This window comes from Rothia sp. 110740021-2, assembly GCF_054263775.1.
This window is the reverse complement of sequence record NZ_JBSZFE010000001.1, coordinates 198,504-212,315: the sequence shown is the minus strand read 5'-3', so window position 1 is coordinate 212,315 and position 13,812 is coordinate 198,504. Positions and strand designations below refer to the sequence as shown.

Below are 13,812 nucleotides of genomic sequence, written 5' to 3'. Positions count from 1 at the left end.
GGGATCCGGGGTCTTCAGTGTACTGGGTCTTTGCTTTGTTCTGCTGGCCAGCGGGTTTAGCGGCCGAGCATGCGGCGGCGGCCGGTTTCGGTATCGTGATCCTTGCCGCGGGTGAAGACCTTGCCAGCTACCTTACCTGCGTCCTTGACGCCTTTGAGCAGGTAGCCAGCCACGCCGGTTGAGGTGTCTTCGGAGCTATCCTGCACACGGGGTGCACGTGGGGTAATCATGAGCTCTGAGGGGAAGTACGCGGGTGCATTGCCGAAAGCACGGCGGGTGTTGCGTACAACGTCCTTGCCAAGCGCCAGGTTTGCGCCGCCGCCAACGACTGCGCCCACGCCGAAGGGTAGGGCACGGCCGAGCAGTGCGCCGGTCTGGCGGGCGAGGAATCGGCGGATGAACAGGTTGCGGATGGTGCGTTCGACGCTGAACATCTTGCCGCTGGAGGAGTTGCCAAGCAGCATGCCCCATTTGTTGGAGACGCCGCTTGCTTTACCAGTTTGCAGCAGCACAGTATTCATGAGCTGGGAGCCTTCTTCACCGAGCATGATTGCCATGACCATGGAGCGGGCGGTTTCGGCGTCGCGTACGTGCACGCCGTGCAGTTCTGCGACGGCCTGGGCGTAGAGTGCAGTGCGTTCGAGATAACCGCCGACTGCTAGCGCGGACAGGCTCATGGAGGTGACGGTACCGACGCCGGGCACGAATGCGGATGCGCCGGTGACGCCACCGATGGCGGTGATGTCACGCAGGTAGGTGCGGTCGAGTCGCTTGTGGATTTGTTCGGGGGTTTCGTCGGGGTGCGCTTCACGCAGTTTTTTGACGATGGACAGCGCGAGCGGTCGTTGCATACGCAGTACGTTGTCGAGGGTGGTGGTTAGCGCGGGACGGGGGTTACCGTCTTTATCAAATAGAGACTTCTTCGGGTCAAGCATGCTCTCAGTAAATCATGGCTTGGTGAATATTTCCTGAATATGGGGCCTGTGGTGGGGTGTAGGGATGAAATTTCACCGAGGGCGTGTGTTTTTTTGACCGCTTGTTAAGGTGTTTTGGTCTCTATTTGCGTCGGATTTTAAAGCGCGTAAAATTGTCGTAGATTACACACTATTCATTGTTTGCATAGTGCGTGACCTGTTTCACGGAGATTTGGGTCGCGCCTGATAACAGATAGCGACTGACACCTCTTCTGAACTAATAAGGATTGCTATGACTTCTTCCACCCATACGCCCAATGCTGCGCGTTCTCCCCTGGCGACTCAGGGGCTGGGTGTTGCGTACGCGACCGGCGCGATTATTTCCGCGCAGTTCGGTGCGGCTCTCGCCAAGCAGCTGATGGGCGATTTGGGTCCCTGGGGCGTGGTGGCTCTGCGCCTGCTGACTTCTTCTGTCCTCCTGTGGGCGTTCTTCCGTCCACAGATTCGTTCGTGGACCCGCCAACAGTGGATGACGGTCATTGTCCTTGGTATCGCCCTGACCGGTGCAAATGCGTTCTTCTATGTGGCGATTGAGCAGGTTCCGCTGGCGATTGCGGTGGCAATTGAGTTCATGGGCCCGCTGGTTCTGGCGACGGTTATGTCGCGCCGCAAGCTGGACCTGGTGTGGATTGCGTTGTCCTTTACGGGCATGGCGATTCTGACGGCCGAGTCCCAGGCTAAGCCTGAAGATTTCGCCCTGATGGGCGTGTTTTTCTCGGTCCTGACCGCTGTTTCTCGTGCCGCCTATATTCTGGCGACGGAGAAGGTGGGCGCGCTCATCCCGGGCATGGGTGGCATGGTCATGGGTAACGTTGTCTCTACCCTACTGGTTATGCCCTTCCCATTCTTGATTAGCGGCAATAACCTGCTGAAGGTTACCCAGGATGTGAACCTGCTAGCTATTGGCTGCGTGATGGGTCTGCTGGCTTCTGCTCTGCCGGCGCTGGGTGAGGTTTCTTCCCTGCGTCTGCTCCCTGCACACATTTACAGTGTTGTACTGTCCCTGGAGCCTGCAATTGCGGCGGCTGTGGGTATTGTGATGCTTGGTGAGGCGACCGGTCTGGTTCGTTGGGCTGCTATTGCTCTGCTGGTGGCTGCGAGTATCGGCATTTCAATTTCTCACGCTCGTGCGCAAAAGAAGGCGCAGGAGGAGGGTACTTTCGAGGATTCCGATCGATACCTGCCCGGTGCGGTGGATGCACACGCAGTGGATATTGCACAGATGGCAACCAGTTCCATTACACTCCCATCAGCCAGCCAGATTAAGGCTGACCGTGAGACAAAGGGCCTCTAACCTGCTGAGATTTTGAGCGTATCAACGGTTTCTAGCACCCCCGGGTAACGAGTGGAATAGTATCTCGTGCTGCCCGGGGGTGCACTCTTTATCTGCTTAACTGGGCTGGTCAGGTTCGTGCCCCCGCCCAAATCGATACCTCACCTGTACACCTTAAGAGATACACCGCCTCCTTCGAAGACGCAGGAAGGAGAATCATGCCGCATACTTCATCTCAACGCCCCGCTCTGGGCGTCATATTTGTGTTGATATCCTGCTTGTCACTGCAATTCGGTGCCACGTTCGCGATGACGCTCTTTCCGCTGTTTGGCGCGCTGGCTATTACCGTCAGCCGCCTGACGATTGCTTCCATTGTGGTGGGTAGCGCCGTGTGGTTGGCGGCGCATTGACATACCCGCCGCGGCGGCGAAACGCCGCCGGGTACGCTGTCCTGGTCGAAGGAGCAGTGGCGTGCCGTCATCATTTTCGGTCTGATGAATGGCTTCTTCTATTGCGGCGATTGCCGGTTGGGCGCTGCTGAATCAGAAGACCGGCCCGATTCGTTGGGTGCCGATTTTCCTGCTGATGACCGCGAGCATAGGCATTACGCTCACCACCACGAAGGGTAGTTCTCCTCCACAGAAGGGTGACGGCAAGGACCCCGTTCCCATGCCGCTACCTGAGTAAAAACCAAAATTCCACCGGCGCGCGGCGTATAGAAAAACCCCTATAGAAAACTCATAGAGAAAACCGTTGAGGCGGGTACCTAGCTAGGTACCCGCCTCAACGGTTTTGTATGTTCGGTTTAGCTCTCAGCCAGTTGTTCCAGCAGGTCGCGCAGCTCATCGGTGGTGAGCACCTCCGCCGGATGCGGGCCCAGGGCGTACAGCCGGTCTTGGGTGTCCTCGTCCAGCTTACGGGAGGTACCAACCAGCACAAGGTTGCCCTCGTTCTGCCCGCTGATCATGGAGCTTTCGCACAGACACCACACGTGATCGAAGACTTCCAGCATGGCGATTGCCTGCAGCTGGAAGAAGGGCAGACCCGCATCGTCACCCACGTTGATGGCAACCATACCGCGCTCACTCAGGGCGTCCTTGAGTTCGCGGTAGAAGTCGCGGTTCGTCAGGTGGGCGGGCGCGTCCATGCCGGTGAAGATATCGAGGATAATCGCATCGAAGCCGGGCACGCCCAGCAGTTCGAGCAGGTTTGCCAGCTGCTCGCGGGCGTCACCGACCACCAGCTGGCAGTCGGTACCTGCGGGTAGCGGCAGGCGATCCGTCACGAAGCCCATGAGCTCGGGCTCAATATCCACGGCAATCTGGCGGGAGCCGGGGCGGGTCGCCTGAATATAACGCACAAGGGTGAGCGCACCGGCGCCCAGGTGGGCGGCAGTGATGGGTTCACCGGCAGGTGCAAGCACATCCACAGTGTTTGCGATGCGGCGCAGGTACTCGTAGAACACGTAGTCGGGGTTCTGCACATCCACGTGGGACTGCTCGGCGCCACCGATTTCGAGGACGTATCCGTGGTCGCTGAACCCGTCGGGGTGGATTTCGGCGCGCTGACCACCAGAGAGCTGAATATGTGCCACTACTTCACGCCAGCTTCACGCTTGAAGGTGCTGACCAGGTCATCCACCGAGGAAGAGGAGTCCAGTCCTTCAACGACCTTATCGTTCACGGCGAAGGTGGGGGTGCCCTTCACACCAATCTTCACTGCGTGCTCGTAGTCGCGCTGAACGGGCTTGACGGTGTTGGAGTCGAGCAGAGCCTTGTCGAATTCTTCGGTATTCAGGCCCAGTTCCTTGGCGTAGTCATTGAAGAGGGTGCGCAGCTTATCGTGTTCTTTGATGTTCTTCCAGTCGTTCTGGGCGGCGAAGAGCTTGTTCGCCATTTCAACGTGCTTACCCTGCGCTTCGGCGGCCTCCACGGCGAGCGCTGCGGGTACGGCGTTGGCGTGCATGTTCAGCGGCATGTGACGCACGGTCACGTTCAGCACACCGTCAAGCTTCTTGGCGGCTTCTTCAAACTTAGGTTCTGCCTTAGCGCAGTAGGGGCACTGGTAGTCGGTGTACAGGGTTGCGGTGCCTGCACCGGGTACTTCGCGATTGAGGCGGTAGCCGACGTAGCCGTCATCGGCGGTTGTCGAAGCAGTAGCCGAGGGGTCCGCAGATGCCGAAGCACTCGCGGATGCGCTTGCCGAGGTAGCGGCGGTGCTTGCAGATGCGCTCGCCGAACCACTCGCAGACGCCGATGCGGAGGACTGGGAGGAGCTGGAACCGCATGCGCTCAGTCCCAGTGCGGCGGCGGGCACTACGCCCAGCAGCAGGGTACGACGGTTGAGGGGTGAAGTCATGGGGGTTCCTCTCTCTACGGGTGGCGGGCTGGCCTATGGGTAATCAATCTGTGGTTGATGTGCACTGTGAAGTGCTGTCGGCCGCCGTGGGTATAGGCTTTATTGTATGCCCCTGCCCTGAACTTTCCCTGTCTTCGGGCGGGTTTGCGGAGTGAATGCAGTGCACACCATAGCCGCTCTGCCGCCTGCTCTCAGCTGCGGGCCCGGTGCTGAAAGTAATTAGCCTCTCCCCCGCCTTTTTTGGTACTATTGCGGGGTATGCACTGTTCGCCGGTTGCTTTCGGGCAGTTGAGAACGGAAGCATATGCGCCTCTATAGCTCAGGGGTAGAGCATTTCCCTCGTAAAGAAAAGGTCGTGGGTTCAAATCCCACTGGAGGCTCCACATCCGCCGTAACGCATGCCGGTTTCCGGTATGTTGCGGCGGTTTTTAGCATCTGAGAGATGTTGTTTTCTCGAAGATGTCACCGTCGAACTTTAGGAGATTCTCATGTCTTCTCGATCCACATCCACTAAGCGCCAGAGGGGCCGCCCGCAGGCAGGTCGCACCTCCGCTGGCTCTGCACGCCCAATGAGCCCGACTACACGTTTTACTCTGGTGTATGTGTTGGCGCTGGTCGTTTCTCTGGCTGTGTGGTTCTTCTATCGCTCCGTGTATGAGAATGACACCACTTTCATGGTACCGATTGTGATTTCTTTGGTGACTTCGTACGTGTGCGCTCATGCGCTGACGGGCGGCAAATCACCCCGCAACTAGGCTACTGACCGGCAGCCCGCCAGACTGTAGCCTCGTGAGGTTTTAGGCAGACAAAAGCCGCGCGTCCGATTCCCCTTTCAGAGCTCGGATGCGCGGCTTTTTATGCGTATACTTTACGCCAGCACCTTACTTGGAGGCACGCTGGAAGTCGCTGTCGGTCTTGCCCCACAGGCCGTACACCTTGGCGAGTTCCTTGACCTTCTTTGCACGCAGGTAACGCGGCAGGTAGGATCCGTCGCGGGGGCCGTCGAGGGGCACGTCTAGCATCTGGTGTGCTTCTTCGATCTCGATCTCGCTGGGGGAGAACGCCGCGTTGATGGTCTCCGCCTGGCGGATATCCAAGGTGATCTTACCGGTCATACCGTGGTCGTTCGCGTAGCCGCATGCCTTGGAGAGGTCGCCACCGTACGCGCCGAGGGTCGGGCCGTCAATGGGGCCGGGAAGACCACCCAGAGTGGAGGCAATCACCAGCTGCGAACGCACGTAGGCCAGTGCCATGGGGGTTGCGGAAGAACCGGTATCGCGGCGGTAGTCACCCGCACCGAATGCGAGGCGGAAGGTACCGATAGCGCGGGCAATATCCACCGAATGGTGCACGCCGAGTGCGGACTCAATCAGCGCAATAATAGGGGTACCGGCGGGCAGTTCGGCAGCAGTGCGGTCGATGTCGGTGGCGTGCTCTGCGGTGGCGAGCATGACGCCTCGCAGACCTTTCACGTTCTTGAGAGCCTTGACGTCCTTCCACCAGTGTTCGGTGGTGATGGCGTTGATTCGCACCCATGCGACCACACCGGAGTTGAGCATACGAACGACCTGTTCTCGGGCTGCGTCCTTCTCTTCGGCGGGGCAACCGTCTTCCAGGTCGATAATGATGGAGTCAGCCTCGGATTTGAAGGCCTCTTCAAAAACTTCTTCGGTTGAGTTGGCGCGCACTAGGAGCCAGGAGCGTGAGAGGCTGGGGCGCAGCTGACGCGCACGCTCATTGCGATGGAATTCAAACATGGTGTGTGACTTCTTCCGTGAATTGTATATACATTGGATTGTGCCGTAGAGGGGCAGGAAAAAGTCTGCGGTTCTTCCGCGCGTACCATCGCATTGTGTCGCCACCTCCATTGTGACGGAACCGCATAAGAAGTGTCCTACACCTCTTCTTTAAGCCTATCGTCTGCTGAGGTGCACATCAAACTAACTCACCTGTTGATCGCAATTTAGGCCCTGTGTTATGCCTCAACCAGTTGGGTGCGGCCGACGGGGATTCCGTCATCAAAGGTCAGCTCGCCAGCAGCTTCCTTCTGGGCACGCTGAATCAGGCGTTCCGCATCCTCAATGTGCTGGATGACGGTTTCTACGCGGCGGTGCACGCTCACCTGGCGGTCGCATGCACTCGCACAATTGCCGAAGCAGCGTGCCATGGCGAGCGCTTCGGCGCAGAGGGCCACGGCATTACCAGCTTTGGATAGGGCGCGATTTAGGTCGGAGTAGGTGCCGAATGGGGAGGCGGGAATATCGCCGTCGCTGGGGGCGAGGCGGTGCGCTTCCATAACGACGGCACGCACGCGCGGGATGAGGTCGGCGAGAGCGTTTGCGTCCGGCACAATGAGTTCAATCATGGAGGTGGACGAATCGGTTGCCGCTAGGCGTTCGAGGACCTGGTGGAAGCGGTCAATGCCGCGAATGAACCGGTCGTGGGATCGGCGCCAGATGCCTTTGCCGAGTTCGGCGTCGTCGCGGCGCGATTGCAGGTAGCTTTTAAGTCCCATATGTCCTCCTCTGCGTGGTGTGTGTGCCGTGTTTGTTGGTCGGTGGAGGCTGCTGACGATGGGCCCTGCAGCGATCCGCAAACCTCCTTATACTTAGGTTACCCTAAATCTCTTTTAGTGACGAGCTGTCAGCATTCAGCTGATTATTTCGAACCCAGATTTTCATCTCTCCTCTCACGCGACACTCCCCGCGGCACCGACCTGAAACGGCACCGGGGGGAGCACAGCGGCTTCTAGACCATGCGCAGTACAATCTTGCCGCAATGCTGACCCGAGTCGAAGTATTCGTGGGCGGCAGCTGCCTCCTCCATATCGAAAATACGATCCAGGCCCACGCCAACCCTGCCGGATTCAATCAACGGCAGCACTTGTTCGCGTACACCGCGCAGAATCTCAGCCTTCTGCTGATCCGAACGAGTGCGCAGGCTCGTGGCGTGCACCGACAGGCGGCGGGTGAGCATGTAACCCAGATTAACTTCTGCTTTAGCGCCACCCATGAGACCGATAATGCACAGGTACCCACCGTCGGCTAGGGTGTGCAGGTTATCATCCAGGTACTTCCCACCCACCACATCGAGGATATAATCGGCGCCGCGTCCGCCGGTTTCAGCCAACAGAACTTCACAGAACGAATATTCGGTATAAATGATCGGTTCAGCACCTAGTGAGCGCACATATTCTGCTTTTTCCTCGGTACTTACGGTCGCAAACACACGGGTACCCGCGGCGAGCGCCAGCTGAATAGCGTGCACACCGATACCGCCGGTGCCGCCGTGAATGAGCACCACCGCGGGTTCGCCGTCTTCCTTAAGGTTTTCGGCGGGGTTCATGCTCATACCGCAGGTGAGCACCAGGTTCGAGTAGACAGTTGCCGCGACTTCGGGAATACCGGCGGCTTCGGCGAAGCTCAGCTGTTCGGGTACGGGCAACACGTGGTCGATTGGTACGGTCACGTAGTCGGCGTAGCCGCCTCCAGTGAGTAGCGCCATGACTGACGTTCCGCGATTCTCAACTGAGACGCCATCACCAACAGCTTCAATCACACCTGCCACTTCGAGGCCGTAGATCGCACTCGCACCGGCGGGCGGCGGGTAGAATCCACGGCGTTGCAGGGCGTCGGCGCGGTTGATTCCAGCAGCGTGAATGCGGATGAGAACTTCGTGGGATCGGGGTACGGGGGTGGGGACTTCGCTGATTGCCAGAACCTCAGGTCCACCGTGACTGTTCTCAATAATTGCTCTCATGGGTCCTCCTCATTGCCGGAAGCACCATCATTGGTGCGCGATTTACAGAAAGCTTATCTCATGAGATAATCTCGTAGTGCCCTGCGGCACGGTATTGCCATAAAATGCCGGTCTCTGGCGCATATGGATGGTTGTCCGAGCGGCCGAAGGAGCTGGTCTTGAAAACCAGTAGGCGGTAACCCCGTCTCAAGGGTTCAAATCCCTTACCATCCGCGTTTTAGCTTCTGCTCCAGTGTGGACATAAAGAGCCCCGCTCCTCACATTGAGGAACGGGGCTCTTTACGTACCTTCCAGTGAGGGCGGAAGTTTTTAGAAGAATGCCAGGGTGCTAGCCAGCTCAACAAAGTGGCTGGACGAGGAAGAAGCAGCACCTGCAATACCGATAAGCCCCAGCAGTACAAAACCTCCAAGGAAAAGCAAGTACAGACCACCAATAACTGCGTTAATCCAGCTCATGATGCGACCAGCCGAAGCAGCCGCGCCGTAGCGCTCTGCCTCGTTCGCCTTGAAGATACCAATAACACCCAGGATCAAGGAGGGCAGACCGAACGACCACCAGCTGACGATGAAGTTGCAGACCAGGCCGATAATGCCCAGCACCATGGAGGTCTGAGCAGCCTTCTCACCCGCGAGCTGTTCAGGGGTCTTCTGAACAATGCCGACGGGGACCATCATGGGCTGGCCGTACTGGCCAGGCTGCTGGTACTGCTGCTGGCCATACTGGCCGTTCTGAGCGTTCTGCTGGTTCAGGTTGCCGTATTCCGGGTTGTAGTCGTAGAAGTTAGAGTCCTGCGGATTCTGGGACATATGGTCCTTCTTTCGCGTGAATGGTATGCATTAAACCTAATTCACCCTAACCTATCGATGAGGTAGGTACAAACAAATTCGTCATTCTAGAGATATATGCACCATAATGCACAAACTAGAAAACTGACGAGGCACACAAAAGCCCACGTACACATGGAGTACACGCAGGCTCCCTCAAATCATGAGGTTACAGTGGGTAGCTTCAACCCTAGGACTTTACAAGAATCCTCAGAGCAATCAGCAACACAATGCCGACGGCACCCAGAATAGTACCGGCAATAGCCATACCGCGATTCTTCAACTCAGGGTTGTTCATAGCCAGGCGGCCGGTCACAATAGCCACAGCACCAAGGATGTAACCAAAGAGGAACAAGCTCACAATACCGCTCACCAAAGAAACAATCGACAGAGTCTTTGCCTTCTTCGCCTGAGCCTGCTGCTCAGGGCTCTGAACGGGCACACCGTAAGGAGCCTGCTGATTGAACTGGGGTGCCTGCTGGCTAAACTGGGGGTCCTGGTTGAACTGGGGCTGGGGGTTGTTGGGGTTTTCAGACATGATTTCTCATTTCGTTGAGTACATAAGACAACTCTGGCAACGCTGTATGGAAAAATCACACGCCAGAGACGTCCTCCATTTATCGGTCGGACAGCAGCAGTCTATCGAAGATGCGTATAAGCCTCAAAGCCTACAATCCATAGTCCGCCCTATAGAGCAACACACACTCAGAAATATCCCCCAAAGCATGGGTCAAATTGACCAAGCGCAAAACAGCCTATATTCTTATAGGGATGCGCTCACGAGCGCACCGTGGAGACGTGCCAGAGCGGCCGAATGGACTTCACTGCTAATGAAGGGTCGGGGTTAAACTCGACCGGGGGTTCAAATCCCCCCGTCTCCGCCGCAAAAGCCCCGTACCAACCGGTACGGGGCTTTTACTTTACCCTTTCAGGCACGAAACCTAGAAGCTCTTGAAGTCCACGAGGCGCGCATCCGCGCCATCAAGTAGAGCCCACTCCCCCAGCACCTCAAACACCGCGATGGAAGAGGGCGGGAAACCGTAGTACACATCCATGGACGCATTCAGGTCAGAATCCGGGCTCATCAAACGCTGCGCTGCATCCTGCACACCGGGCAGATGCGACACCATCATCAGAGAATGGACATTCTCCGAAACGCTGTTAATGCGCGCAATAATACGGGACGCAGACACCTCATACAGCCCCTCATCCAAATGAGCGGTAGGCGCCTTCGCCCCCAAACCATCCGAAACCCAAGTCGTCGTCTGTCGAGTACGCAATGCCGATGACGACACAATCTGCTCCGGAATATAACCGCGAGAAGCCAACCAAGCACCAGCGGCGGCAGCCTGCTCATGACCGCGCTTCGTCAGCGGACGATCAAAATCATTCAGACCCCAATCAGCCTCCGCATGGCGCATAATAATCAGACGCTTAACCTCGCGGCGGTGCGAGCCAGATGCAGTGTTGGAAGAATTTTCAGCCATACACCCATTCTAGCTAGAGGGCACCGGAACGTCCCGTACGCCGCTACAGCACGCGCACTAACACCCACAAGGTGGGCACAAGTAAACCCCGGCGCGCCGGCATCACGCCAGCACACCGGGGTGCACGCTAAAAACTAAATCGAGTATTCCGGAGCAGCCCAGACGACAACCTCGGGGTGCTCAAAGAAACGGTAACCCTGGCCGCGCACCGTACGCACGGTACCCGACAGGCGACCCAGCTTCGAACGCAGACGACGGATATGCACGTCAATCGTACGCTCATGCGGATGCTCATCGCCCGAACTCCATAGGGCCTTCAGCAGCTCCTCACGACCCACGGTGCGGGATGAGTTCTCCACCAGGTGTGCCAGCAACTCGAATTCCTTGAAGGTCAGCATGAGCGGCTCACCGTCCAGGAACACCTCGCGGCGCGCCAAATCAATCAATACACCCGAGGAGTGGCTATTCGTAGCCTCTGCCTCGCGGGCGGCATTTGCCTCCGGATGCATATACATTGCGGTCGGATCGCCCAACGCGTTACGCACCACCTCAAGGTCGCTACCCTCAGCGTTCACCGGAGCCAACGCCACGGCGGCATACGACTCCGACTCGGGAGCCAGATGGTGTGCATAAGTACGCAAATCCTGAACGATACGCACCAGGGAGGTGCCGTTCGCGGCAGCAAGTTCTTCGTTCAAACCCACGTAGAGCACGAAGCCGCGTGCCTCATTTTCCTGAGCCTGCCTATGGGCAGAATCACTGGCTGAAAATGTCATCGGACGCAACGTTGCGGCCTGCACAGCGGGGCGCTGGGGCTGCACGACCTGACGCTTAGCGGCACGACCGCGCTGGGAGATGTGGACATATCCAGGTACAGCACCTGACATGGTTCAACCTTCTCTCAAAGTCTGTGTACGGGATCCCAGTCGTACGTGGTGTGGGGTGCGCCGGAAGCGACGCAGAGTCAAACAGTCCCCAATACCTGTTCGAGTCTCAATCCTCTTACTTAATATTTCTCCTATTTGACGGATAAATCAAGCGGATTCAACATAGTGGATTCATCTTTATGGATGAGAAGAGTACAATATCTTTCCCCCATTTTGGGAGGTTTCAGGAACCGCCTGAAGCTTTCAGTATTTTTCCCTTATAAATATTCACAGCTTCTTTTATCTACTGGTATCACTCTGTATTTTCATGTGAGGCTGTGAATATACTTGAAGTTTTAATACACCCCTCTAGTGCTCCATTGTGTTCCTCGTCATATAATAGCAGGGGTGTCTCAAAACCCCACGCCGACCCCCTAGCAGTACCATCGCCGCCCAAGCCCCGGACGCATTAGACACGCACCGCCACACTGCGGCACTCAACCACCCAAACACCCATAAGACATAGCGAAGCGCCTCCACACATACATATGCAGAGGCGCCCTATTCACATCACGTGAATTATACTGAAAGACTACTCAGCCAGACCGTACAGGCGATCACCAGCATCGCCCAGACCCGGAATAATGTACGCTTTCTCGTTCAGACGCTCATCACGAGCAGCCAAGAACAGATCAACATTCTCCATACCAGCAACGCCCTTCTCCAGAGCAGCAATACCCTCAGGAGCGGCAATCAAGCATACACAGGTCACAGACTCAGCACCACGCTTGCGCAGGAACTTAATAGCCTCAATCAAAGTGCCACCGGTAGCCAACATCGGATCCAACAGGTACACCTGACGGCCAGTCAAATCCTCAGGCAGACGCTCCGCATACGTCACAATGTCTAGGGTCTCCTCATTACGAGCCATACCCAGGAAACCCACCTCAGCGGTCGGAACCATGCGAGTCATACCCTCCAGCATACCCAAACCAGCACGCAGAATCGGAACAACCAGCGGCCTAGGATCAGCAATACGAACACCGGTAGTGGTCGCCACCGGAGTCACAACCTCAATCTCTTCCACGCGGATCTCGCGAGTCGCCTCATAGGCGAGAAGGGTCACCAGCTCATCAACCAGCTGACGGAAAATCGGGGACGGAGTGTTCTTATCACGCAGAACACTAATCTTATGAGAGACCAGCGGGTGGTCAAGAATCTTAATACGCATAATACGATTCTACCCACCCCCAAATCAGCAATCATCGGTAAAGCCCCCGAAGTGGCACACACCCCATAAACCAGAGCAAAATACCGCCATATAGACACTCACCAACGCCACCCCAGAACAAGCCAGACATGCAAAAAACCCGCCGAGACAAATCTCGACGGGTTTTCGTTGGTGCGGTGGTGGAGGGATTTGAACCCCCGTTGGCTTTTACACCAAACATCATTTCGAGTGATGCACCTTCGGCCGCTCGGACACACCACCAACAGTGGAAAACTATAGCACACCCCCAACAGGAGGGCAAGAAAAACCGCGTACGGCAGCCGGGTGTCGCCCTCTTCACGGTCCCTTTCACCGTGCCCTTTTCGACACCCGACACCGAAGTCCCGGCTACATCTGCAGACCCAACAGGTCTGCCTAATGACGGATATACCCATCTACAACTAGCATGACAGCACGCGTTGCATCCTCAGCATTGCGCTCCGCCTGATGCACTTCACGATCCATAGCAAGCATATAAATCGCGCCGAACATAGAGATCGCAATCGCACGAGGATTCTGAGCGGTATCAACCGTATAGCGGCGAGCCACAGCCTCCGTCATCTCCTCCAAATAATTCAGAAGATCCAAACGGTTATCGCTCATTGCCTCAGTCCAACCATCCGCGCCCTTCCACGCCTCCGCAAGCCACATCCGAGTAAAACCCGGACGGTCCTCAAGATACTGGAAAGCGGCACGAATAGCACTCCGCAACGCCTCACGCGGATCAGAATGAACCGACGCCGCACGACGCGCATCGCTCAGCAGCAACTGCGTGCCGTACTGAACAAGCTGATCCACCATGGTCTTCTTAGAACCGAAATTGTAATACACGGTCCCCTTAGAAACACCCGCCCGGGCCGCCACCTCTTCAACAGTGGCGTACTCAAGCCCCTTCTGGGTCATAATCTCCATAGCAGCATTGAACAACTTCAACTGAGTTCTAGCAGTACGGCCGGGACGACGACTTGAAGCTTCAGCGACTGGGCGCTGCAACATCAGA

Annotated in this window: 15 protein-coding genes and 4 tRNA genes; 6 read left to right on the top strand and 13 right to left on the bottom strand. The window is 56.9% G+C overall.

Going from position 1 to position 13,812, the window contains the following annotated elements:
- Positions 1–56: 56 nt before the first annotated feature.
- Positions 57–935, bottom strand: a complete 879-nt coding sequence (locus ACUXHH_RS00955) for a di- and tripeptidase (RefSeq protein ID WP_279754551.1) — start codon at positions 933–935, stop codon at positions 57–59.
- 271 nt (positions 936–1,206) lie between these two features.
- Between ACUXHH_RS00955 and ACUXHH_RS00950 the strand changes: the two genes are divergently transcribed.
- Together ACUXHH_RS00950 and ACUXHH_RS00945 are read left to right on the top strand one after the other, a co-directional pair.
- Positions 1,207–2,268, top strand: a complete 1,062-nt coding sequence (locus ACUXHH_RS00950; RefSeq protein ID WP_279741008.1) for an EamA family transporter — start codon at positions 1,207–1,209, stop codon at positions 2,266–2,268.
- A gap of 477 nt (positions 2,269–2,745) precedes the next feature.
- Positions 2,746–2,934, top strand: coding sequence for a hypothetical protein (locus ACUXHH_RS00945; RefSeq protein ID WP_279741010.1), 189 nt, complete (start codon positions 2,746–2,748; stop codon positions 2,932–2,934).
- A 118-nt stretch (positions 2,935–3,052) separates the two neighbouring features.
- On the opposite strand, the gene ACUXHH_RS00940 is transcribed toward ACUXHH_RS00945, so the two are convergent.
- Together ACUXHH_RS00940 and ACUXHH_RS00935 are read right to left on the bottom strand one after the other, a co-directional pair.
- A complete protein-coding gene (locus ACUXHH_RS00940) occupies positions 3,053–3,841 on the bottom strand; it encodes a spermidine synthase (RefSeq protein ID WP_279754548.1) in 789 nt (262 codons plus the stop codon).
- Positions 3,841–4,605, bottom strand: coding sequence for a DsbA family protein (locus ACUXHH_RS00935; protein WP_458390619.1), 765 nt, complete (start codon positions 4,603–4,605; stop codon positions 3,841–3,843). The genes ACUXHH_RS00940 and ACUXHH_RS00935 overlap by 1 nt, the downstream gene beginning before the upstream one ends.
- Before the next feature lie 308 nt (positions 4,606–4,913).
- On the opposite strand from ACUXHH_RS00935, the gene ACUXHH_RS00930 reads away from it, so the two are divergent.
- Together ACUXHH_RS00930 and ACUXHH_RS00925 are read left to right on the top strand one after the other, a co-directional pair.
- A tRNA-Thr gene (locus ACUXHH_RS00930) sits at positions 4,914–4,988 on the top strand.
- A 105-nt stretch (positions 4,989–5,093) separates the two neighbouring features.
- Positions 5,094–5,360 (top strand): hypothetical protein, encoded by a 267-nt coding sequence (locus ACUXHH_RS00925; RefSeq protein WP_279741015.1) that lies wholly within the window; start codon positions 5,094–5,096, stop codon positions 5,358–5,360.
- A gap of 126 nt (positions 5,361–5,486) precedes the next feature.
- Here the strand turns inward: ACUXHH_RS00925 and ACUXHH_RS00920 are convergent, their stop codons facing one another.
- The 3 genes from ACUXHH_RS00920 to ACUXHH_RS00910 form a co-directional block, all read right to left on the bottom strand.
- Positions 5,487–6,362 carry an HpcH/HpaI aldolase/citrate lyase family protein gene (locus tag ACUXHH_RS00920; protein WP_279741016.1) on the bottom strand — a complete coding sequence of 292 codons (876 nt, stop codon included), beginning with the start codon at positions 6,360–6,362 and terminating at the stop codon, positions 5,487–5,489.
- 218 nt (positions 6,363–6,580) lie between these two features.
- A complete protein-coding gene (locus tag ACUXHH_RS00915) occupies positions 6,581–7,120 on the bottom strand; it encodes a dehydrogenase (RefSeq protein WP_279741018.1) in 540 nt (179 codons plus the stop codon).
- Positions 7,121–7,353: 233 nt separating this feature from the next.
- Positions 7,354–8,364, bottom strand: a complete 1,011-nt coding sequence (locus tag ACUXHH_RS00910) for an NAD(P)H-quinone oxidoreductase (RefSeq protein ID WP_279754545.1) — start codon at positions 8,362–8,364, stop codon at positions 7,354–7,356.
- A 125-nt stretch (positions 8,365–8,489) separates the two neighbouring features.
- Here ACUXHH_RS00910 and ACUXHH_RS00905 point away from each other — a divergent pair.
- Positions 8,490–8,577, top strand: a tRNA-Ser gene (locus ACUXHH_RS00905).
- Between the two features lie 96 nt (positions 8,578–8,673).
- On the opposite strand, the gene ACUXHH_RS00900 is transcribed toward ACUXHH_RS00905, so the two are convergent.
- Both ACUXHH_RS00900 and ACUXHH_RS00895 read right to left on the bottom strand, forming a co-directional pair.
- Positions 8,674–9,171, bottom strand: a complete 498-nt coding sequence (locus tag ACUXHH_RS00900; protein WP_279788354.1) for a DUF4190 domain-containing protein — start codon at positions 9,169–9,171, stop codon at positions 8,674–8,676.
- 208 nt (positions 9,172–9,379) lie between these two features.
- Complete coding sequence (locus ACUXHH_RS00895; protein ID WP_279754538.1) at positions 9,380–9,727, bottom strand: DUF4190 domain-containing protein; 348 nt, start codon at positions 9,725–9,727, stop codon at positions 9,380–9,382.
- A 254-nt stretch (positions 9,728–9,981) separates the two neighbouring features.
- On the opposite strand from ACUXHH_RS00895, the gene ACUXHH_RS00890 reads away from it, so the two are divergent.
- Positions 9,982–10,070, top strand: a tRNA-Ser gene (locus ACUXHH_RS00890).
- A gap of 60 nt (positions 10,071–10,130) precedes the next feature.
- Here the strand turns inward: ACUXHH_RS00890 and ACUXHH_RS00885 are convergent.
- The 5 genes from ACUXHH_RS00885 to ACUXHH_RS00865 form a co-directional block, all read right to left on the bottom strand.
- Positions 10,131–10,676, bottom strand: a complete 546-nt coding sequence (locus tag ACUXHH_RS00885; protein WP_279741025.1) for a SixA phosphatase family protein — start codon at positions 10,674–10,676, stop codon at positions 10,131–10,133.
- A 134-nt stretch (positions 10,677–10,810) separates the two neighbouring features.
- A complete protein-coding gene (locus ACUXHH_RS00880; protein WP_279741026.1) occupies positions 10,811–11,563 on the bottom strand; it encodes a winged helix-turn-helix domain-containing protein in 753 nt (250 codons plus the stop codon).
- 571 nt (positions 11,564–12,134) lie between these two features.
- Positions 12,135–12,773 (bottom strand): uracil phosphoribosyltransferase, encoded by a 639-nt coding sequence (upp, locus tag ACUXHH_RS00875; RefSeq protein ID WP_279741028.1) that lies wholly within the window; start codon positions 12,771–12,773, stop codon positions 12,135–12,137.
- A gap of 174 nt (positions 12,774–12,947) precedes the next feature.
- A tRNA-Ser gene (locus ACUXHH_RS00870) sits at positions 12,948–13,034 on the bottom strand.
- Between the two features lie 153 nt (positions 13,035–13,187).
- Positions 13,188–13,808 carry a TetR/AcrR family transcriptional regulator gene (locus ACUXHH_RS00865; protein WP_458390618.1) on the bottom strand — a complete coding sequence of 207 codons (621 nt, stop codon included), beginning with the start codon at positions 13,806–13,808 and terminating at the stop codon, positions 13,188–13,190.
- Positions 13,809–13,812 lie beyond the last annotated feature (4 nt).